The organism is Pseudanabaena sp. FACHB-2040 (genome assembly GCF_014696715.1).
GTDB lineage: Bacteria > Cyanobacteriota > Cyanobacteriia > Phormidesmidales > Phormidesmidaceae > JACVSF01.
The window spans coordinates 1-21,360 of record NZ_JACJQO010000018.1; the positions used below are offsets into that span (position 1 = coordinate 1).

The following is a 21,360-nucleotide window of genomic DNA, read 5'->3' on the forward strand; positions in this document are numbered from 1 at the left end:
AATGGCGCTGTGGACCCACACCGACTCCATCTCGAACTCGGAACGTGAAACGCAGCAGCGGCGAAAATAGTGAGGGGGTTGCCCCTTGTCAAAATAGCTCGATGCCTGGTCTATCTTCCAAAAGCCCTCTTCCTTCAATGGATGAGGGCTTTTGCTTTGAACAGCTTCTGTGGATGAGTGTTGGAATAGCCTTTTTGCTGGCTGAGCCAACTAACGTCACCTTTCCGTCACATTTGCAAGGCTTCTTGGGAATGGAGGCCAGTGTTAATTTGTGGTTAGAGGTTTGGAGCATAACCCTTGTCATAAAATGGGTTTCCAAAGCTGACGCTCTGTAGATAGGGGAGTAGCAAAGTTTTATGAAAGGACTGAAAGGTAAAACGGCTCTAGTCACAGGAGCGAGTTCAGGTATTGGCAAAGCGATCGCAATTCGTCTTGCTCAAGAGGGCTGCAACATTGCCATTAACTACCGCAAAGACCCAAGTGGGGCTGAAGACACTGAAGAAAAGGCAATGCGTCAGGCTTGTAATGATGTAGATGCCTGCGGAGTTCGGTCCTTGCTGGTGCAGGGGGATGTCTCGAAGGAGTCGGACATTGTTGAGATGGTTGGCACCACGATTGAAAAGTTGGGGGGGCTAGATATTCTCATTAACAATGCGGGAATTCAAACCGAAAAAGCTGCCCACGAAATTGAGGCAGATGAGCTAGATCAGGTGCTTAACGTCAACCTGAGGGGTGCTTTTCTCTGTGCGCGGGAGGCTTTAAGGCACTTTCTGGCAACGAACAAGTCTGGCGTCATTATCAACATTTCGAGCGTGCACGAAATCATTCCTCGGCCTATGTATATCAGCTACTCCATGAGCAAAGGGGGAATGGGCAATTTGACGAAAACGCTGGCTCTGGAATATGCCAAGGCTGGTATTCGAGTCAATGGCATTGCACCGGGGGCAACGGTGACGCCTATCAATGAAGCCTGGACCGAAGATCCGGAAAAACAGGCTGAGGTAGAGAGCCACATTCCCATGCGGCGAGCGGGGACGCCGGATGAGATGGCGGCAGCTGTAGCCTTTTTAGTTTCTGATGAGGCGACTTATATTACAGGCCAAACTCTATTTATTGATGGGGGCTTAACGCTTTACCCCGATTTTCAGGAGCCTTGGTCTGCCTAGGCGAACTTAACTTTAGTTATCTAGCCAGGAAAAATTATGACGGTGGAAGAATGGAGGCTGGAGGAAGACCGCACCCGTCAAGCTTACTGGCGTCGTTAGAATCCCTACTTGGGTGAGCGCCAGTGAGAAACGATGCGGGAGGATCACAACTCTGATGGCGACCTAGATCCACTAGTGTCAAAGCTCGTCGACAGGGAGAATTTGATAGCTTGCTACCTGCCAGGGGGCTAGTTTGAGAGGGTCTTCAGGAAGCCTATCCTGAGGATCTTCTAGCAAATTTACGGGGGAAGCGAGGTTGATGGGCAGGGGGCTTTGCAGTGTCAGGTGTCCTGGATTCCCGTAAGCTTCGTAGCAGCGCAAGATGAACTGATGGGGGTTCGCTTCTGCCTGCTTAAAGGCTGCCAGGATGAGGTTATTGTCTCCTAGCTCTAGAAAACTCACGGCGGCTCCCACCTCTAGCTGAGGTTGGCTCTGCTGGTTGGAGGCAGTGATGCTGTGTAGAGGCAGATTAAGGCTGTGGGCATGGTGAGCTGTTTGAGCCAGTTTCCAGTTGCCGGGATGGGGGTAGAGGGCGTAAGTGAAGTGGTGTTTTCCTCGATCAGCGGTGGGATCGGGCCAGAGGGGAGCTTTGAGCAAGGTTAGCCGCAGCTGTTGGGGGCTGGCGTCAAAGCCGTGTTTGCAGTCGGTCAGAAGGCTCACGCCATAGTCGTCTTGGCTGAGGTCGGCCCAGCGCAGAGCGGGCACTTCCCACTTGGCCTTTTCCTGAGGTGTTTGGGGTTGGGTGGAACGTGCGATCGCACCAAAAGGAATTTCGTAGGTCGCGTGGTCGGATTGCACTGTTAGCGGAAAGCTTGCCTTCAGCACTACCTGGCTTTCCTGCCAATCAACAGCGGTTTCAATCTTGAGAATGGGTGAGTGGCTGTCGAGAATGTAGTCCTGGGTGAAGGTGGACTGATTGAGCTGACGAACAACCCGGAGCCGTTGCCGCAGCGATCCCCACTCTATCCACTGGATTGCTTCTAGCTGAGCGGAGGGCAGGGGATGATCGGCGTAGTCGGGGGCAATATTCCAGGCATCCCAGTACTGGCCTTGATCTTTGAATGCCTGAAGCTGGTTGCCAGGGCCGCTCAATGTCTCCCGCTGATGGTGCTTATCAAAGAGGCTGGTGATGTCTCCAGTGTTGGGATCAATCTCAGCTTTGATAAATGGGTTTTCTAAATTCCAGTGATTTGGAGGTTGAGGGGATTCGGTTTCTACTGCTGGAGTCTGAACTAGCCAGAAAAGCCTGTACCCCACAGAAGGAACGGCAACAGCTAAGAAGAGAACAGTTTTGGATTCAAATGTTCCTGAAGAATCTGAAAGCACCTGACCGGATACATCCTGAACCTGCCAGCGGTATCCTGGCTGTGGTTCATGGGGAGCCTGGATAGAAACAACCTCTGAGCGCTTCCAGTTCAGGGGATTAAACAGCATTAGCGGGACGGCATCGGGTTGGGGCGGATTGGGTAGAGCGAGATGGGTTGCGATCGCACCCAACGCCTCCTGCAAAATCACGGTTCCTCTCTGAAGCGCTTCCTCCCACAGCTGATTGGCATCAGCAAAGACCTTTGGAATCGAAGACCCTGGCAGAATGTCGTGAAACTGATTGAACAGCGCGTTTTTCCAAGCTGCTTCGAGTTCAGCTTTGGGGTAAGGCCGGTGGCTGATTAAAGCCGCTAGAGCAGAGAACAGCTCCGCCTGGTAAAGCACATCCTCACAGCGGCGGTTGTACCATTTCTGATCGGCGTGGGTCGTGTAGCAACCTCGATGCAGCTCAAGGTAAAGCTCATCTTGCCAAACAGGAAGAGACGAATTCTTAGAATCGTGAACCGTGTCCTTCTCTTCTGTGGTTTGCTCTACTCCAGCCGTCAAGGGCGTTAGCTTTTCTACAAACTCGCCAACATGGCCAAAAGTTAGCTCTGGGAAAAACGGTGACTCGGCCCAGCGGCGCGCCTTTTCCAACATGTCTCGTGTCGGTCCGCCGCCATGATCGCCCACTCCCGGTAGCCAGAGGCTCTGGGAAAAACCCGTTTTCGCTTCCCATTCACAGGCGTAATGTGCCATCTCAACCGGCTCAATATCGCTGCCGATCAGCGGCAGCGTGAGGCTGCGAATGCGGGTACCGTCTAAACCCTCCCACCAGAACCAGTCGTGGGGAAAGGGGTTGGTGTCGTTCCAGCGGAGTTTTTGGGTGGCGAAGTAGCGGATGCCGCCCTGGGTGAAGAGTTGGGGCAACTGCCAGTTAAAGCCAAAGGTATCGGGTAGCCAAGCTACTTCGCTGACTTTGCCAAACTTCTCCCGGCAGTAGCGCTGCCCGTAGAGAAGCTGCCGAACGATCGATTCACCCCCGATAATGTTTAGCTCTGGCTCGACCCAAAGCCCAGCATCAATCGCCCACCGCCCCTGTCTGACCTGCTCCTGAATGCGCTGGAAAAGTTCGGGTCGATGCGCTTCCACCCAGGCGAAGAGGGCTGGGCTGGAGTGGGTGTAGGTGAGTTCAGGAAAGTCTTGTTGCAGGCAAAGTACAGACTGAAAAGTGCGTTCGGCAGCATTCCAGGTGTCGGCAACGGGCCAGAGCCAGGCCAGATCGAGATGGGCATGGCCGACGCAATGGATTTGGCGCTGCTTGATCCAGGTGCTCCAAGGGGTGAGTTGCTGACGCAGGGCCTGGAGGGATTCCTGAAAGTGGGGGCGATTGTCTACATGCTCCCAGTCAATGATGGTTAGCTTTTGAGAGAAGTCTTCTAGCTGATCAGCGGCAAACTGCTGGAGGTATCGGTAAAGCACGGCCAGTTCATCCGCAACGAAGCCAGGTTCAGGCAAATCTTCATGGGTGGACTCGAAGATGAGGTGCGATCGCACCAAAGCTCCCTCATCATGCCCTGGACTAACCAGCCGCAAAGCAACCTCTACCGAGTCTCCGGGCACGATAGCATCACAGAGCGGCAGCCGCGTGAAGCAGTCAAAGATATCGCCCGTTTGCACCAAAGCCCCATTGACATAGAGTTCGGCCAGGTCAGCCCACCAGCGCAGCGCCAGCTTAACCCTATAGCCTTGAAGGGAAAAACCTTGTAAAGCAGCCGGCCACTGCAGCTGCTGATAAAGCCATAAAACCTGTTGACCTCGGTTCCAGGGAATGTGGTGCCGCTGGTTCAAAGGGGCTAGGGGAAGGGATTCCTCCTCGGGCAGCTGATGGGGCGAATGGATGCCGTGGGGATCTGCTAAAAAACGCCAGCTCTCTAGAACCGAGCATTGGGAGAGGGACCGAAGCCGATGAAGGGTGTCCTCAATGAATTTAAGCGATGGAAGTAGCGCAGGCGATCCAGAGGTGGTCATGACTTCGGTAAGATTGGGACATTGAAGCCATTCAAGCAGGGTTATGGCATCCTCGTCACGCTCCTTTCAAAGCCAAACTATCAACCGTTTATTGGGAACCTATCACGGCTGGGCTCAAAGGGCCGAACGGGTTGTGAGGCGGCTGCAGGTAGGGGCTGCTTGGGCCTTGCAGGTCACGCTATACCCGGTTTATGTTGGGTTTCAGGCGGGGCGGCTGATTTATCGAAAAATTGCAGCGGCTGATCCGGTGGGTCAGCTGAGCCGTCTGCGGCAGCGCCAGCCTGCGCTCCATCGCGCTTGGATTGAGCCCAATCAAAGTGATGGGCCGATCAAGATCCTACTGGGATGGCTGCAGCAGCCGAGTAGCCCGCTCTTTGAAGGGTATCTGCCGCCTGCTCCGCTCAAAGGCTTGGTGCTGGCGGCTGGGCAGGCGCTTGATCTCTCGTCGTCAAGGCTGGCTAAAGTCTCCCAGCGCACCCGAATTCAAGGCATCGCAACGCAGCTTGAAGATCGCTCCCTAGTGCTGGTGGCCGCCGGGAACCAACTGTTGAATCTGCTGTCTATAGAAGAACAGGCTGCTTTGAGCCGAGCTATTGCCTGGCTCCTGGCAGAGCAGGGACACTACCATTGGCGACAGCAACAGCGATTGCAGGCTGGCAGACTACCTCTGCCTTCTCTCAATCGGCGATCTTGGTGGCCGGTTCAGCTATTTCACCATCTGATGCGGTGGATGATGATGGGGCCGGTGGCGACGATGACTGACCTGTTTGGAGAAGCGGAAATGGTTCAACATCAAAGAGCCCTTCGCTTACTCCAGAGCCAGAATCAGGCGCGATCGCACATTCAACCCCTAGTCATGACCGAAACCGCTTTCGTGGAGACAGTGCCGTTACTGCCAGCAGCCGACCCGGTGTTAACCCTACCGGCTATGGGCAGGCAAGGTGCGCTGGAGTTGAAGCAAGGTTCGTCAATCGTCAGCTCTGAGGGCAATCCTGATGGAGAAGTGACGGTAGTGTCTGATCGCCTGATTACGACTGCTTCCGAAACCCATCCGATCTGGATCGAGGCTAAGGCCGTCGTGGTTGACTATGTTGACCACCCGCTGGTATACCTGCTGCGGTGGATCGACAAAGGGCTGCTCTGGTTAGAAAGTTCGGCCGGGCAGGTATGGAGTTGGTTGCGATCGCACTTTACCCTCTAGCCCTAGCCGCCTTAGAGCCTCTAAAAAGACGTGGAGATGGGCTTGATCCCTAAGGGGGAAAGGACGTTTGGCGATATGATAGCTATAACTTTGCAAATTCCAGTTGCTGATTCATTGGAGAGCCATCAATGCTGACCCTTAAGATTGTTGTTTACCTTGTAGTGACCTTCTTTGTGTCTTTGTTTGTATTCGGCTTCCTCAATGGAGACCCCGCTCGGAACCCCGGACGTCAAGATTCAGAATAAGCGTCGGTTCCTAAGGCCCCTACTCCCTGTGAGTAAGTTGGCCAGCGGAAAAGAAGCCAGAGCAAAGTCCCTGATTAAGCTACCTACTTGTACTCAAAGCCCGCTCTGACGGGCTTTATTTTTAGTGCCCTGAAGAAGAAGCATGCCCTTCCCGCTGATTCTGTCGGAAATCCCAGCTGTCTTCCCTGCGGCTGAGGTATCGCCACATCTGGCAGAAAGCACCGGCTCGGTAGACGCCGACGACCCGCTGCCGTTCTCAGCAAGTGCCAGCCCCACCGAGTTAGCCCCTCGCCCTGACCCAGCTGAAGCTCCAGTGAGCTTTTCTGCCCACTCCCTTTTGCTCGATTCAGAGCAGCTAGAGAGCAGTCAGGCGAGCCAGATTCCTCGAATTTCTCCCACCTCAGGCTTTCTGACGCTAGATCCGCTAGCGCCCGTGATGCCTTTAAATACGCCAGCGAACGAGCCCAATTCAGGCTTGGGGCAGGGTGTGGGAGCGCCAACGCCAGTACCCACTGAACAGTTCAACCATTCAACCCTCTGGAATGACGGAGCCTTTCCTCTACCAGCTTTGGCGGGACTAGAGGCAGCCAGTCCAGAGCCTGCTACTGAGCCTACCCAAAACCCGCCGCTGCTGCTGCGGGCAGATCGGCAAACCTACAGCCCATCTAGCCAAATCGTCACCGCCTCTGGCAACGTGCAGGTTCAGTTTGGTGATGCCCAGCTATTTTCCAACCGGCTGTGGGCCAACCTGCGAAACCGTTTTCTCAGAGCCGAAGAAGATGTCCTCTTCAACCGCAACAATCAGATTATTGCCGGTAGTTCTGCTACCTATAACCTGCTTCAAGGATCAGGCAGCATTCTCGAAGCCCAGGGAGAACTGTCTCTAACCGAGGTTGAAAGGGACTTTTCTGCGGATTTTCAAGTTGTCGGCTCCTCCTCCCAAGTTGTAGCCCCAGCTAGCCGACCTATCCAGGAGCAGGGAACGATTTCCTCTGTCACCAGCCCCGGCGGCCTGAGCCTAGGAACTGATAACAGGAATTTGGCTGGCGGAGAGGAAGGCGACATTAACCGGCTGCGGTTTGAGGCCGAGCGCATTGATTTTGATGCGACTGGCTGGTATGCCGAAGGCATTCGGCTGACCAATGACCCCTTCTCCCCGCCGGAGATTGAATTCAGGGGAGATACCGCCCGACTAACTGCAATTAGCCCAGAAGAAGATGAGCTTGTCATTACCAATGCCCGAGTGGTTTTTGACCAGGGCTTTTCCATTCCGCTGCTGCGCGATCGCATCACTTTTCGGCGGGGACAAGTCGACCCCAGTGAGCTAAACCCTATCCCAACGAATGTCGGGATAGATGGCCAGGATCGGGGTGGTTTCTTTGTTGAACGGGCATTTTCCTTTAGTCCCGGGGGACTGTGGCAACTCTCGGTGAGGCCCCAGTTTTACCTGCAGAGGTGGGTCACCGAGTCTGGGAGCAATATTGCCGATCCGGCCAACTTTGGGGTAGTTGCTTCTCTAAATGGCCCCCTTGGCCCCCGCACGTTAATAACGGCTACGGCCAGCCTGCCAGGGCTTGATCTCGCAAACCTGAACGAGCGTCTGAGGGCTAGCGTTCGTGGTCAGCAGCTAATTGGTGACCACATCCTCAATTTGGAATACAGCTACCGCGACCGCCTGTTCAACGGTTCTTTGGGATTTCAGGATGTCCAGTCCAGCCTTGGGGCAGTGCTGTTGTCGCCCGTCGTTCCGCTAGGAGATACCCAAATTAATCTGACCTATCAGCTATCGGGGCAATATGTTACGGCAGGGACTGATCGCCCTGAACTGATTGGAGCGAATAATGCTAGCAATCTCACCAGTCTGTTTAGATTTCAGGGCAGCGCGACTCTCGATCGGGCGTTTTTGCTGTGGCAGGGCCAGGGTTTACCGCCCACGCCTACCCAGGGGCTGCGCTATTCTCCCCGACCAGTCGTGCCGTTTCTCCAGCTAGCAACCAGGCTAAGGGGGATTGCAACTTATTACAGCAGCGACGATCTTCAGGAAAGTCTAACGGCGAGTGTTCGTTTAGAAGGCCAGTTTGGTCATTTTTCTCGCCCATTTCTAGACTATACCCAGTTCAATCTAGGCTATTCTAGAACCTTTGTAGGAGGGGCAACCTCTCCTTTTCTATTTGACCGCAACGTAGACCAGAACGTACTTTCGGGCGGGCTACTACAGCAGATTTATGGCCCCTTCCGAGCAGGCTTTCAAACCGCACTCAACCTAGACACCGGACGATTTATTGAAACGGATCTGGTGTTTGAATACAGCCGTCGGGCCTATGGCTTTCTTCTTCGCTACAATCCTGCCCAAACCTCAGGCTATCTGGGCTTTCGGCTGAGTAATTTTGATTGGGTAGGACGTAGTAGCCCCTTTGATAGTCGAGACTATTAAGGAATGAACAGTCACTTTTGAGACTCAGCCCTTAAGATGCAGGTAGGGGTATGCTACCTACGGTTTGTTATTCTTCAACTGGGTTTATCTGATAGGCCCATCGTTATGGCAATCACAGACCCTCGTCAAGAAATTGAACAAGTTTGTATTCTGCTGGAAAAATACTTTGACCTTGGCTCCTGTGAAGTAGATGCAGTGATGACCGACTGGCTACAGCAGTTTGAACTGATGTGGATTCAGAGCGCAATTGTAGAAGCCCTTTATCAGGGCAGATACAAAATTCTCTCCGTCGATCACATCTTGCGCTTGTGGGGGCGGCGAGGTCAGCCTCTGCGTCACTACAACCGAGAGTTTGAAGCCATCTTCTCAGGTCAGCCCGTCCTATTTCCCAACCCACTGCCAACCAGTGAACTAAAGCCCGCCACAAAGCCGCGTATACCGCTGCTCCCCGCTGCCCCCTTGCCTGCTGAAGAAACGGACTCACCCCATCGAGACAATCCGTTTCTCCAGCCGCAGCCTGGTCAATGGGGCTATCTCTCGGCTCAGCCGCCCGACCCATCCCCTGAAGAAATAGAAGCACCAGCAGTCGAAGATCCCTGGGAGAGCGCAGTACCAGAAGCTGCCTCCGAAGCTGTATCCACAGACGGCCCAGCCGAAGAACTTTGGGCTGAGCTGTCTGTAAATCATCCGGGTGTCTATACAGCCTCCTCCGAGGCGAGTCCGGGGCCGTTGGGCATTGAGCCTTTCAAGCCGTTGCCCTCACTCCACCAAAAAACTGAAGGCTGGCTTGGCGCTCCGGTCGATATGAGTGCAGGTCATCCTGAACCCATTCAAACCTTTGTTCCTCAGGTAAACTCGACTGAACTGGATCAGCGATTGCAGGCAGTGGCCCGCAGACCCGAACACTCCTCTTAGCCCTATCAGGTTCCTGGAAAGGGGAGATTTAAGGGGTGGGCCACTCATCTTGGGCTTCGTCTTGGGTGTTGGTGTTGCGATCTGGCGTTTCGCGCTCGAAGGATAGGTGAATAGAGCGGCTTTGCTCTCCATCTGTCGCAACTGCCATGATTGGGTAGTCAATCACGCCATCCTGGAAGGACATTTGCAATCGGAAAGTACCGTCAGGACTGAGCCTAATCGGCTGTCCGCCAATGGTGACTGTGGCATCGGGCTCTGTTGCTCCGTACACGATCAGTTCGGCATCAGCAACCAGCCAAAACTTACGGGGACGAATGGGCGGCATAGAGGCGGCAAAGCCGATCCCAGAAAGAGTTGGTAAAGCTCCAGACACAGTTGGCAGGGCCCCAGACACAGTTGGCAGGGCCCAAAGGCCTATGCCAGAAGGAAATCCGTAGGAACTGACTGATTGGCCAGGAGTCAGCGAACCTGGAACATGCTGCATAGATCCAAACAGAGAACCGGCTACCCGAAGCGATTCGGTAGACTGGGCCAGGGCAAACAGGCTTTCATGAATGGGAGACGTGCCAGTGGCTCTTTGCTCGGGCGGAACTAGGGTGAATAGGGTCTGACCCCGCAAATCTTCATCCCAACCCACCGTGAGGAAGTGATCTTCTATCCAGTCGGAAGGGTAGACGGGCGGAACGTGAATAGTATTGGAGCGGGCCAGCACCAGCCATCGGCTATCAGCAGTGAGATAGCCAATTTCGGCCAGATAGTTGCGATCGCTCACCGGAATCGGCAGATGCCAGTCTCGGGCCATCTCCTCACAGTCGTACTGCTGCAGGCTGTGGGAATTTTGATAGTTCAGGTTTACGTCGGTGACATCATACAGCCGCAGCGCCAAGCGCTCTCCTCCTTGACGGCGAAGCTGCTCCTTGTGCTCACTCGGAGTGTCCCAGTAGACATAGGCCCATTGAGGGTCGCGCGGCAATAGGACAATACGGCTTTCCCCGTAGCCATTTGGCAAGTCCGACAAGCCCTGATCAACATCAGAGAGATCTAGATCCTCGATTGGCCGACCGACTACGTTGTACTTGCTAGCCTCAATGATGGACTGGTCTTCTGTGTTGGCAGCCGTGGCTCCAGCGGCAAGTCCGGCTGCGCCTGCTCCGGCGGCCAGACCTGCTGCGCTCGCCATTAGGGGATTTGTAGGCAGGTAGGGAGAAGGAGGTTCGGCTGGTGGTTGTGGCGAGGGCCGCGCGGGTTGAGGCGCTGGCTCGGGCTCAAGTACCTCGGGCTCAACCACCTCGGATTCAAGTGCCTCGGGCACCGCTGGTGCTGCTGCTGTCGTTGGTTCCGGCTCAACTGATAGCGGTGCAGGGGCAGGTGGAACGGGATCTGCTTCGGTTACTTCTGGGATAGAGGGAACCTGTTCAAAGTCAGCCAGGATTAACTCAGGTTCGGTAGTGAAAGCTTCTGGAGTCGAAGCGGGTTCAGGTTCAGCTGATACTGGGATGGGATCAAAGTCAGCCAGGATCGGCTCAGGCTCAGTGGGGACGGCTTCTAGAGCAAAGGCAGTGGGTTCAGGTTCAATTGATGCCGGACTAGGATCAAAGTCAGCCAGGATTAGCTCAGGCTCAGTGGGGACGGCTTCTGGAGCAGAGACAGCGGGTTCAACTGGTGCCGGACTAGGCTCAATAGGATCTGGTGCAGGTGGAATCGGGGTCAACTCGGCCACTGCCGGCGTGGAGGGCACAGCATCAGCTGGTACCGGAGTAGGCTCGAAGTCAGCCAGTACTGGATTAGGCTCAACGGGGGGAGCTTCGGATATGGGAGGTGCGGGCTCAGCGTCAGCTGGTACTGGACTGGGCTCAATGGGGGCTGACTCGGCTACTGCTGGTGTAGGGGGCGTGGGTTCAAAATCAGCCAATACTGGATCAGACTCGATAGGGGCAGCTTCTGGCTGAGGAATAGCCGGGGGGGCAGCGCTAGGGCCAACTGGTGGCGTGGTGGGAGGCTGAGGAATTGGCGTAACTCCGTCGTCGACAGGGGTAACCGCAGGGGTACGCCTGCGCATTAGGCCCCATAGAAGACCGCCTAAAAGTCCCAGGGGCAGCAAAATCCACAACCAGGTTGAACCGCCTTGATTCTGGGTCCGATCCGTTCCATTCGGTCCTGCTGCAACCTCAAAATCAGCGGGCGAGGTGGGAGCGGTGGCTATTGTCTCATGAGCCTGAGCAACAACTCTCAGAGCACCGGCAGCTACAGCGTCTTCCTGCGGACGGGCAGCAATAATATCCTGGCCCTGAGCGGCAGTGACATGGCTTAAAGAAGTAGCAACGTCGTTAGTTAGGGAAGATGCGATCGCTTCATCATAGCTGCCTGTCTCCAGTGCAATCTTAGACAGTAGGGCTTGAGCTTGACCTGCGGGAAAAGCGGCTGCTTGAGGGAGACAAGCAGAAAGCAGTAAGGCTGCCAGAATAGGAGATTTATGGCGCATTTTTAATCAGGTGAGCCTACAGAGTGGGCCGCTTATTTAAAACTTTATAAAAGGAGACACGCTAAATATCGCAGTATTCGCCTGACCCGTCAATGGAGATTCAAAGGTTCTGATCTACCTATCTAATCAAGATAGGTTTTCCTCTGCGCCTCCCCTTAAATGCAAAGCCTCATGCTCTTACCTAATGAGAACTTTTGCTCCACCAAAGCTAGAGAGTCAGCATATTTTTTATTGCCTCCCTCTGCCTTTCCCACCTCTCAAGAACCTCCCTTTTGCCCCCGACGTTTACCCGATCGCTTTGAGGAGCGATGGGCTGATCCGGGCTGAGTCTGATGGGTGCCAAAATATTTTTCACTGCGGTAGCGCAGCCAAACTCGCAACGCCTGGGGAACTTTGTCTTTTTGCTCCGGAGTTAGGGTGCTGTATAGCGCCAGGGCCTGCTCTCGCTCTTTACGGCAGGCAGCATTTTTGTGAGCATCCCATAGGCTACGAGCGGCTCTAATGCGGCGGCAGACCTCTTTAATGAGATCCTCGCCTTCCAGGGGACGATCTGGGATGGGCATAGTAGCGACCTCAGGTTTAAGCCAGGCTGCAGTGGAGGCAGCAACCATTTGAGTCTAAGCTAAGGGGTTGTGTCCTTACCAAGACAGGTTTGAAAAGTATGCAGGTTGCCACCTGGAACGTAAACTCGATCCGGATGAGGTTAAACCATGTGGTTGACTGGTTGCAGGCTCGACCGGTCGATGTGCTCTGCCTTCAAGAAACTAAGGTAGTTGATGAGCTATTTCCAGGTGCTGCTTTTGAGGCAGTGGGCTATCACCCCTATATCTATGGACAAAAAACCTACAACGGAGTGGCCCTGCTCAGCCGTCAACCGCTCGATGATGTCAAACTAGGGTTTGTCGGGGTCTTGGACCCGGTTGAAGTAGGAGATCTTGATGAGCAAAAGCGGGTTATCGCTGGCGTTACAAAAGGCGTTTGTATTGTTAATCTCTATGTGCCGAATGGCTCCTCCGTGGGCAGTGACAAATATGCCTACAAATTGCGTTGGTTGGCGCTGCTGCAGAAATATTTGGCTGCCCTACTAACCCAGTATCAGCAGGTGAACGTCTGCGGCGACTTCAACATCGCTCTCGAAGATCGAGACATTTATGATCCTGCTGGTAAAGAGACTCACATCATGGCCTCTCCAGTTGAACGGGAGGCTTTACAGGCAGTGCTCTCGGTTGGGTTAAAAGACGCTTTTCGCAAGTTCACTCAGGAGGGAGGGCATTACAGTTGGTGGGACTACCGAGCTGCCTCCTTTCGTCGCAACCACGGCTGGCGGATTGATCACCACTATCTGTCTCCTACTCTCTATGAACAGGCTCAGCGCTGCACAATCGATGTTGAGCCGCGCCAACAAGAGCAGCCTAGCGACCACACTCCAGTTATTGTTGAATACCTAGTTTAGGTTTTCTTGAAGGGTATCCTCGCGTTCCCATGTCTCCGCGTCTTCCATTCCACCAACAGTGCTCTCTGCGTCAAGTTTGCTGGAATGAGGCAGTAGAATATAGGCGAGATGGCCAATTAGCTGTACGGCTGGCAGTCGAGAGATGGTCCAGGTAACGTCTCCTTATCGCAATCGAGGAGTCTAAGTAGGAGAGAATGTACTAGCCTAGCGAACAGCTTTTTTCTGGTCGCCTTTTCGAGGGAAAGAAGCCCGTGGTTCGCTAATAGAGGTCACAGGACCAGGCTGGATAAGAACTGAGAAAAGCTTTTAAGCTCAGGCAACGGGTGCCTTGGCAAGAAAGTTCCTGGCCTTGAAGGCTCTAGGCAAGTGCCCAGGCAGAATGTGTGGCGTAGATCGGTTGATGGTTCATGACAATCTTACACGGCAGTTGGCTTCCGGAGCGTCAGCAGTTTTTCCTTTGGGGAGAAGCCTGGCAGCGAACTGAGACACAGTCATTTCCTGCTGCTGCCGGGGTGTATGAACATCCCTACAGCTTGGCGCAAATCGATCTGGCTGCCTGGTTAAAAGCTCAGGCTCAGCGCGAGTCTAATGGAGAGGGCGTGACTGCCTCAGGACTGGTGCTGCCGGGCGGTATTTTGGCCGGATTGACTCCAGAGGTAGCGCCGCCGGAACCAGCTAAGCGCCGCCGAGGTAAAGCACCAGCGACTTCAACTGCCCCAGTCACGGCTCAACCGATTACCTACCCTTGGGTCAAAATGCCTCTGGTGCTGCCGACAGGTTTGGAGAAGGGCTATCTCCAGCCGATTCACTCGGCCGCGGCTGAGTTTCCCAGCGCGCTTTATCCCTGGTGGGTCAGTGGATGGCTGGTGCCGCCGCCGGTGGCGCTGACGATTTTGCTGAAGCTGCCTTTGGGCCAGTCTGTTGGAGAGGCCGCTTCTAATCTGGGCTCTGACCTGCGCTACTGGGGGCACGTCGCCCGATGGGGGCTGGATCTGCTGGCTCGAGGGAAGGTGCTGCCTGCGATCGCACTTACCAGCCAGCGTCAAGAAGCCTTTTGGCAGCCCTTGCTCGACAGCGCCGTAGATCAAGACCGACTGCGGCAGTTTGCTCGCAGAATGCCCGCCTCCTGCCTGAGTGTTTGTCGAGGCGGAGATGGCAGCAGCGATCACCCAGACGTTCAGGGGCCGTTTGTAGAGCTGTTGCCGCCGCCCGAGGATCTGCTGCTACAGTTTCTCAGCCAGATCATTGACAGTCGAGTGCGAACCACCGCCAAGACCCAGCCGGTACCCGCCACCACCCCCCTGAGCCGAGAATTGCCGGTCCGCGAGTGGCTCAGCGCTCTGTCTAACCCCAATCCAGTGCTAGAAGCCAGCCCTGCTACCACATCCCGTCTGCGCGATGCCCTAGCTACCTGGACTGCCCCCCTCCAAAACCAGACAGAGCAGACAGCTCAGTTTCGTACTCGCTTCGTGCTTTCGCCGCCCCAGCAGCAGGGGGGCGACTGGCATTTGGCCTATGCGCTGCAGTCGGTCGTTGATCCAGACTGGTCTGTCAGCGCGGAGTTGATCTGGCAGCATCCGGTAGATCAGTTTCAGATTCGGGGGCAAACCATTGAGTCGCCTCAAGAAACGCTCCTAGGAGGTTTAGGTCGGGCAGCTCGTCTGTATGAACCGATTCGCCAGAGCCTACTAGGCCAGCAGCCTGCGGGGTGTGCCCTCGATCCGATTCAGGCCTACGAATTTATTCGGGCAGTGGTGTGGCGGCTGCAGGATAACGGCTTTAGCGTTGAGCTACCGGCAGGGCTCACTGGGCAGGCTAGCAGCTTAGATAGCCGCATTGGTCTCAAGATCAAGGCAGAGGTGCCAGGCCGAGGTCAGCGGTTGGGCCTAAAAAGCCTGCTGAACTTCCAGTGGGAGCTGTCTTTAGCCGGTGAGACGCTGACTAAAGCTGATTTTGAGGGGCTGTTGGCCCAGCGCTCGCCCCTAGTAGAAATCAACGGCAAATGGGTAGAGCTGCGGCCCCAGGAGGTCAAAGCCGCCCAGGTATTTTTGACCAGCCGCAAAACCGAAACGCCTCTTTCCGTCGAAGATGCCCTCCGAATTAGCACTGGCGATACCCAGGTCATCGACAAGCTACCTGTCGTTAGCTTTGAAGCCTCAGGAGCGCTGCAGGCGCTGATTGACACGCTGACCACCGGCAACCAGACGTTGGCTCCCCTGACCGAACCCGATGGTTTTAAGGGGCAGCTGCGACCTTATCAGGCCAGAGGGGTAGCTTGGCTAGCGTTTCTGGAGCAGTGGGGCTTAGGGGCCTGTTTGGCCGACGATATGGGATTAGGCAAAACGATTCAGCTGATCGCCTTTCTGCTGCATCTGCGTCAAGAGGGGTTTCTAAACTCGCCTACCGTGCTGGTTTGCCCCACCTCGGTCTTGGGCAACTGGGAGCGGGAGGTCAAGCGGTTTGCTCCAGATCTCAAGACCCTGGTGCACCACGGAGATAAACGGTTTCGGGGGGCTGCTCTGCTGAGAAGCATCAAGTCAGTGCAGCTGGTCATCACTAGCTACCCGCTGGTCTTCCGTGACTTGAAGGATCTGCAGGCAGTGGCCTGGCAAGGGATTGTGCTAGACGAAGCCCAAAACATCAAAAATCCCGAGGCTAAGCAGGCAAAGGCTGTACGGCAGCTAGAAGGGCAGTTCCGCATCGCGTTGACCGGCACCCCAGTGGAAAACCGCCTCGGCGAACTGTGGTCGATCCTGGACTTTCTAAACCCAGGTTATCTGGGACCGCGCAACTTCTTTCAGCGTCGCTTTGCCGCTCCAATTGAGAAATACGGCGATACGGCTTCACTCCAGATGTTGCGATCGCTTGTGCAGCCCTTCATTTTGCGCCGCCTCAAAACCGACCGCGACATCATTCAAGATCTGCCTGAAAAGCAGGAAATGACCGTCTTTTGTGGCCTCTCCGCCGAACAAGCTGCCCTTTATCAGAAAACGGTTGATCAGTCGCTGGAGGCTTTGAACGAGGCAGAGGGTGTTCAGCGGCGCGGCCAGATTCTGGCTTTGCTCACCCGGCTTAAGCAGATCTGTAACCATCCAGCCCAGTTCCTGCAGGAAGATAGCCTTGGCGGGCTCACCCGCTCCGGGAAACTGCAGCGTCTTAATGAAATGGTCGAGGAAATGCTTTCGGAAGGTGACCGGGCCTTGATCTTTACCCAGTTCGCTGAGTGGGGCAAGCTGCTCAAAGCTCACCTAGAGCATCACTTTAGAGAAGAATCGCTGTTTCTCTACGGCAGCACTTCCAAGCAGCAGCGGGAGACCATGGTTGACCGCTTTCAGCTCGATCCCAACGGGCCGCGCCTGTTTATTTTGTCCCTCAAGGCGGGCGGGGTGGGGCTCAACCTAACCCGAGCCAACCACGTTTTCCACTTCGACCGCTGGTGGAACCCTGCCGTCGAAAATCAAGCGACAGATAGAGCTTTTCGCATCGGTCAGACCCGCAATGTCCAGGTGCACAAGTTTGTCTGTACCGGCACCTTAGAAGAGCGCATCCACGAAATGATCGAGAGCAAGCAGGCGCTCTCGGAGCAGGTGGTTGGCGCGGGAGAAGCTTGGCTAACTGAGCTAGGCACCGACCAGCTGCGAAACTTGCTGCTGTTAGATCGCAGTGCCGTGATCGACGACGAATAGATTAGCTATCGATTTAGCTGGCTCTGCTTTTTATTGACCAAACTGCAGCCGCACCTGTTCTACCAAATCAGCGGTAACGGTTTCTAGTGCCTGGCTGCGGGCTACGGCTTCAATTCGATTTCTAGCCTGAGATCGCACAAAAAACGGAATGCTGTTGAGCTTGTCTTTGGCCTCAGCCGTCCACTGGGGCAAATCGGTGGGTTGTCGCTCGATCATCGTGCTTTTTCTGGGAAAACCTTCTTCCTATCCTAATAGTCGCGGTCAGTCTATGTAATTTCCGATAAAAACTTCAATGTAATCAGGAATCTCCCTAAGTGGTGACGTAGATTAAAGTGTCTGCTGATAGGTATCCCCTTAAAGTCAGACAATCTCAGCAAACTTAAGTAGCCATTTCAGAGGCGTTGGCCTGTCTCGGCGGTGGCCTATTAGGTCTTTGTTCGGGTCTATCTATGGGCCTGCAGGCATTGGTACATGGAACCTGGCCTGCTGTTCCAAAGTCTTAGAAACCTGGGCACACTAGGCCAGAAGAGGCTCCGACTTCCCCCCTGTCCGTATATACAACCGAGCGATTGTCATGGTAGCAACACCCCACCCCAGCAGCAATATGGAATACGGCCAAGCGTCCCCTGATTTTGAGAAGTCTGCCGTAGCGGCAGGAGCCGATAACTTCGATGTCGGCAAACTAGCTGAAGCAGACCCCGAACTTGCTGACTTTGAGGCAGATGCTGCTGCCCTGCTCCAGGGACGTCGCACGACCGACCTTGTGCGGATGTATTTACAGGAAATTGGCCGGGTAAACCTGCTTCGTCGCGACGAGGAGGTAGCCGAGGCCCAGCACGTGCAGCGCTACATGCAGTTGCTGGAAATGCTGGAGCAGTCGGCTGAGCAGGAAGGAGGTATTTTGGCTACCTACAGTAACCTGCTCAAGGTTCGAGATCGCTTGACCTCACACCTAGGTTATCGCCCCTCTCTAGAGCGCTGGGCTAGTGAGGGTGGCGTACCAGTCGAAGAACTGAAGCCAACCCTTTCCCAAGGCAAGCGGCGGTGGGCGCAACTGGCTCAAATGCCCGTTGCTGAGTTGGAAGTCATGATGACAGAGGGCACCCGCGCTAAGGAGCACATGATTAAGGCCAACCTGCGGTTGGTCGTGTCTGTTGCTAAGAAGTATCAAAACCGGGGCCTGGAACTGCTGGATTTGATTCAGGAGGGCACGCTGGGTCTAGAGCGGGCAGTCGAAAAATTTGACCCGACCAAGGGGTATCGCTTTAGCACCTACGCTTATTGGTGGATTCGTCAGGGGATTACGCGGGCGATCGCAACTCAGAGCCGCACTATCCGCCTACCGGTGCACATTACCGAAAAGCTCAACAAAATCAAGAAGGCTCAACGCAAGCTGTCTCAAGAAAATGGCCGCACGCCTACGGTAGACGACATTGCTCGCGAACTGGACATGACCGGGCCACAGGTGCGCGAGGTGCTGCTGCGGGTGCCCCGATCAGTTTCCCTGGAGACCAAGGTGGGCAAAGAGCGTGACACTGAACTCGGCGACCTGCTAGAGGCCGACAGCATCTCTCCTGAAGATATGCTGATGCGCGAGTCTCTGCGACGAGATTTGCAGCAGCTCATGACCGACCTCACCAGCCGCGAACGAGACGTGATTCAGATGCGCTTTGGTCTAGGAGACGGCAACCCCTACTCCCTAGCAGAAATTGGTCGGGCGCTAGATCTTTCCCGAGAGCGGGTGCGCCAGATTGAGTCCAAAGCGCTGCAAAAACTGCGTCAGCCTAAGCGCCGCAACCGCATTCGCGACTATCTGGAAGCCCTGGGTTAAACGCTGTTGGCAGGGGCAAAGCATTCTGAACCAATGCTTTGCCCCTTATTTTTTGCCTAAAAAGAGCCGCCAGAGAGTGCCTCTGGCGGCTTAGTCTGCGTAGATTGGATGTCAGGAGAATGAAACGGCTAGGAACTTTTTAGGAAAAACTTGTCGGAAGATGAGCTTAGGCGTAGTGGTCAATAACGACGGCAGATAGGGCGGCAAAAACGGTAATGCCTAGTGCCACTAGCGGGTTTTGACCCTGAGCGACGGCAAAGGAAGTAATTACGCCTGCGCCTAACCCTGCGGTGACAGCAGCCTCTACCCAGTCTTTACGAGCCTTGTACATACGACAAAAGAACCCCTCAGAGGTATCAAACTAGTTCTCAAGCTATCATCCGGGGGGAGGGCATTTGCGATCGCACCCCCGACCTGAAACTAAGCTTTAGGTAGAGATAGTTTTCTTTACATACTGCCAGTCGAGTATTGCCGAATATTAAATTTGTAGGATTAAGGCTATCACTCAGTCTTACGAATATTGCCTGCTTTGATCCAGCCTTCCTGTCCGTTTTCAGTAACTCGGACTTTAACCCATTGGTTGTCCGGGCTTTCCTCCAACACCACAACGGCGTCGTTATTGTCAATGCCGCCTAACTGGGCAAACGTGGTGCCTGGACCTTCCCGCAGCACCAGACCAATAGGCTGGACCACAACGGCTTCATAGGCTCCCTCCTCCAGCTCAGGAGTAGGAGGGGGGTCGGGGGTAGGCGCTGCCTCTGCCGGGGCCGCCGCGGCTTCGGCTTCGCCTGCTTGAGTTTGGGGTGGCTGCGGCAGCGCATCGTTCTCAAAGGCTGGCTTAGGCGGCAGCACCGCCAGCCGTGCCATGAAGTAGCGAGCAGTTGCCACTCCCGCTAAAGACAGCAGCAGCAGGGCTGTCACAACCCCTAACACCAGCTTAGATAATCCCGTGAGAAATCCTTTCATAATTGTCAGTCCGTCCCCAGCTAGCCTACGGTTATAGCACAGGGACGGTCACTCAGGCTGCTGAATTTGCTGCTTCAGCCGATTACTTAATTCATTGCCTCGAGAGGCCAAGCGCGCCTTGCCAGAAGCGGCCCAAGCCTGCAACGCTTCAATCTGCTCCTGGGCGGTACGGGCTAGGGGCACAATTTGGCTGGCGGCCTCTAAAACGTCGTCTGTCGTGAAGTCCCGGTTTTGGCTAAAGCCAATGTGCATGGCTTCAATAAGGGCCTGCTCAATCTCAGCCCCAGAGAAATCGGGCGTTTCGTAGGCCAGGCGAGAGAGGTCGTAACTCTGCACATTGTGTGGGCGTAAACGGCCTAAATGAACGCCAAAGATGGCCTGCCGCTCTTCTTGGCTGGGCAGGCCCACAAAGAAAATTTCATCGAAACGGCCCCGTCGCAACATTTCTGGTGGCAGCGCCTGAATATTGTTGGCGGTAGCGACGACAAAGACAGGAGAGGTCTTTTCGGCCATCCATGTGATGAAGGTGCCAAAGACCCGACTGGTGGTGCCAGAGTCGCTGCGGCCATCGAGCCCGGCAAAGGCCTTATCAATTTCGTCAATCCACAAAATGCAGGGAGCCAACGCCTCTGCTAGCTGAATCATCTGGCGGGTACGAGACTCAGATTCGCCCACTAAGCCGCCAAACAGCCGCCCTACGTCTAGCCGCAGCAGGGGAAGGTGCCAATGGTGGGCAATGGCTTTGGCCGTGAGAGACTTGCCGGTGCCCTGAATGCCGATCAGCAGCAACCCTCGGGGATGGGGCAGGCCGTATTGGCGGGCTCGCTCTGAGAAAGCACTGCCACGTCTGAGCAGCCAGTCCTTGAGGTTGTCGAGACCGCCAATATCAGAAATTTGCTCGGTGGCTGGGTAGAAGTCGAGAATCTGGGTCTGCCGGATGGTCTGCCGCTTCTCCTCCAGAATTAAGTCCAGGTCGCTGGCCTGAAACGATCCATGGGCAGCAATGGCGCGGGCCAACACCCGCCGAATGCGCTCTAGGGAAAGTCCCTGACAGGTTTGCACCAGCTCGTCAATTAAGGCGGCAGAGAGAGAGCTGCCGGTTGCCAGCAGCAGTCGCTCGACCTCGGTTCGAATCTCAGCCGGGGCAGGTAGGGCAAAGTCTAGAACTGTGACTAGCTCACTAAGGTCGTCTGGAATAGCGAGCTGGGGAGACAGAATAACAATGTTCTTGGGCTGGGACTTGAGTAGTCGGGCCAAATTCCGCAGCTTTCGAGAGATGGCAGTGTCATCCAAAAAGCGATGGTAGTCGCGCAGGATAAAAATTGCTGCCGCTGATGCCGGCAGTTTTTCAATCAGCTCTAGGGCCTGAAGTGGATTGCGGCGACCAAATCCAGCATCATTGAGGTTGCCCTGGTAGCCGTCAACAAAGTCCCAGACATAGACGCCCCGACCGCCCTGATCTCGGGCACAATGTGCGATCGCACCCTCTGCCCGTTCCTCCTCGGAGGTGGCAATGTAAACGATGGGGTACCGTGCCCGGATCAGAAGACTGAGTTCGTCTGCAAAGTTCATACCGCTGCCCTGCAATGACCACTTCTAGCCTAGG

The 21,360-nt window shown here is 55.0% G+C and carries 15 protein-coding genes and 1 pseudogene; 8 read left to right on the forward strand and 8 right to left on the reverse strand.

The annotated features are described in order from the left end of the window. The coding region (locus H6G13_RS28475) for a hypothetical protein (protein ID WP_206756532.1) at positions 1 to 210 on the reverse strand (210 nt) is incomplete at its 3' end. A gap of 146 nt (positions 211 to 356) precedes the next feature. On the opposite strand from H6G13_RS28475, the gene H6G13_RS19590 reads away from it, so the two are divergent. Next, positions 357 to 1,166 carry a glucose 1-dehydrogenase gene (locus tag H6G13_RS19590; protein WP_190485951.1) on the forward strand — a complete coding sequence of 270 codons (810 nt, stop codon included), beginning with the start codon at positions 357 to 359 and terminating at the stop codon, positions 1,164 to 1,166. 177 nt (positions 1,167 to 1,343) lie between these two features. Here H6G13_RS19590 and H6G13_RS19595 read toward each other — a convergent pair whose 3' ends face one another. Further along, complete coding sequence (locus tag H6G13_RS19595; RefSeq protein WP_190485953.1) at positions 1,344 to 4,541, reverse strand: alpha-mannosidase; 3,198 nt, start codon at positions 4,539 to 4,541, stop codon at positions 1,344 to 1,346. A gap of 43 nt (positions 4,542 to 4,584) precedes the next feature. On the opposite strand from H6G13_RS19595, the gene H6G13_RS19600 reads away from it, so the two are divergent. From H6G13_RS19600 to H6G13_RS19615, 4 genes are all read left to right on the forward strand, one after another. Continuing rightward, on the forward strand, positions 4,585 to 5,742 hold the full coding sequence (locus H6G13_RS19600) for a hypothetical protein (protein WP_190485955.1): 1,158 nt from the start codon (positions 4,585 to 4,587) through the stop codon (positions 5,740 to 5,742). A gap of 128 nt (positions 5,743 to 5,870) precedes the next feature. Continuing rightward, complete coding sequence (locus tag H6G13_RS19605; protein ID WP_190485957.1) at positions 5,871 to 5,987, forward strand: photosystem II reaction center protein I; 117 nt, start codon at positions 5,871 to 5,873, stop codon at positions 5,985 to 5,987. Between the two features lie 142 nt (positions 5,988 to 6,129). Next, complete coding sequence (locus tag H6G13_RS19610) at positions 6,130 to 8,421, forward strand: DUF3769 domain-containing protein (protein WP_190485959.1); 2,292 nt, start codon at positions 6,130 to 6,132, stop codon at positions 8,419 to 8,421. 105 nt (positions 8,422 to 8,526) lie between these two features. Next, positions 8,527 to 9,336 carry a hypothetical protein gene (locus tag H6G13_RS19615; RefSeq protein ID WP_190485961.1) on the forward strand — a complete coding sequence of 270 codons (810 nt, stop codon included), beginning with the start codon at positions 8,527 to 8,529 and terminating at the stop codon, positions 9,334 to 9,336. A gap of 28 nt (positions 9,337 to 9,364) precedes the next feature. Here the strand turns inward: H6G13_RS19615 and H6G13_RS19620 are convergent. Both H6G13_RS19620 and H6G13_RS19625 read right to left on the reverse strand, forming a co-directional pair. Continuing rightward, a pseudogene (locus H6G13_RS19620) lies at positions 9,365 to 10,375 on the reverse strand (DUF4912 domain-containing protein); the annotation flags it as partial. Between the two features lie 1,700 nt (positions 10,376 to 12,075). Beyond that, positions 12,076 to 12,381 (reverse strand): Precorrin-3B methylase, encoded by a 306-nt coding sequence (locus H6G13_RS19625; RefSeq protein WP_190486120.1) that lies wholly within the window; start codon positions 12,379 to 12,381, stop codon positions 12,076 to 12,078. A gap of 98 nt (positions 12,382 to 12,479) precedes the next feature. Here H6G13_RS19625 and xth point away from each other — a divergent pair, with 98 nt between their 5' ends. Continuing rightward, a complete protein-coding gene (xth, locus tag H6G13_RS19630; protein WP_190485963.1) occupies positions 12,480 to 13,271 on the forward strand; it encodes an exodeoxyribonuclease III in 792 nt (263 codons plus the stop codon). Positions 13,272 to 13,678: 407 nt separating this feature from the next. Beyond that, complete coding sequence (locus H6G13_RS19635; RefSeq protein ID WP_190485965.1) at positions 13,679 to 16,957, forward strand: DEAD/DEAH box helicase; 3,279 nt, start codon at positions 13,679 to 13,681, stop codon at positions 16,955 to 16,957. Between the two features lie 30 nt (positions 16,958 to 16,987). Here H6G13_RS19635 and H6G13_RS19640 read toward each other — a convergent pair whose 3' ends face one another. After that, positions 16,988 to 17,173 (reverse strand): PCP reductase family protein, encoded by a 186-nt coding sequence (locus tag H6G13_RS19640; RefSeq protein WP_190485967.1) that lies wholly within the window; start codon positions 17,171 to 17,173, stop codon positions 16,988 to 16,990. Between the two features lie 358 nt (positions 17,174 to 17,531). Between H6G13_RS19640 and sigC the strand changes: the two genes are divergently transcribed. Next, positions 17,532 to 18,788, forward strand: a complete 1,257-nt coding sequence (sigC, locus tag H6G13_RS19645; RefSeq protein WP_242028432.1) for an RNA polymerase sigma factor SigC — start codon at positions 17,532 to 17,534, stop codon at positions 18,786 to 18,788. A gap of 166 nt (positions 18,789 to 18,954) precedes the next feature. Here sigC and H6G13_RS19650 read toward each other — a convergent pair whose 3' ends face one another. The 3 genes from H6G13_RS19650 to H6G13_RS19660 form a co-directional block, all read right to left on the reverse strand. Then, entirely contained in the window at positions 18,955 to 19,119 is a 165-nt protein-coding gene (locus H6G13_RS19650; protein ID WP_190485969.1) for a hypothetical protein, read from the reverse strand. 170 nt (positions 19,120 to 19,289) lie between these two features. Continuing rightward, positions 19,290 to 19,754, reverse strand: a complete 465-nt coding sequence (locus tag H6G13_RS19655; RefSeq protein WP_190485971.1) for an SH3 domain-containing protein — start codon at positions 19,752 to 19,754, stop codon at positions 19,290 to 19,292. A 48-nt stretch (positions 19,755 to 19,802) separates the two neighbouring features. Continuing rightward, positions 19,803 to 21,326 (reverse strand): AAA family ATPase, encoded by a 1,524-nt coding sequence (locus H6G13_RS19660; RefSeq protein WP_190485973.1) that lies wholly within the window; start codon positions 21,324 to 21,326, stop codon positions 19,803 to 19,805. Between the last annotated feature and the right edge of the window lie 34 nt (positions 21,327 to 21,360).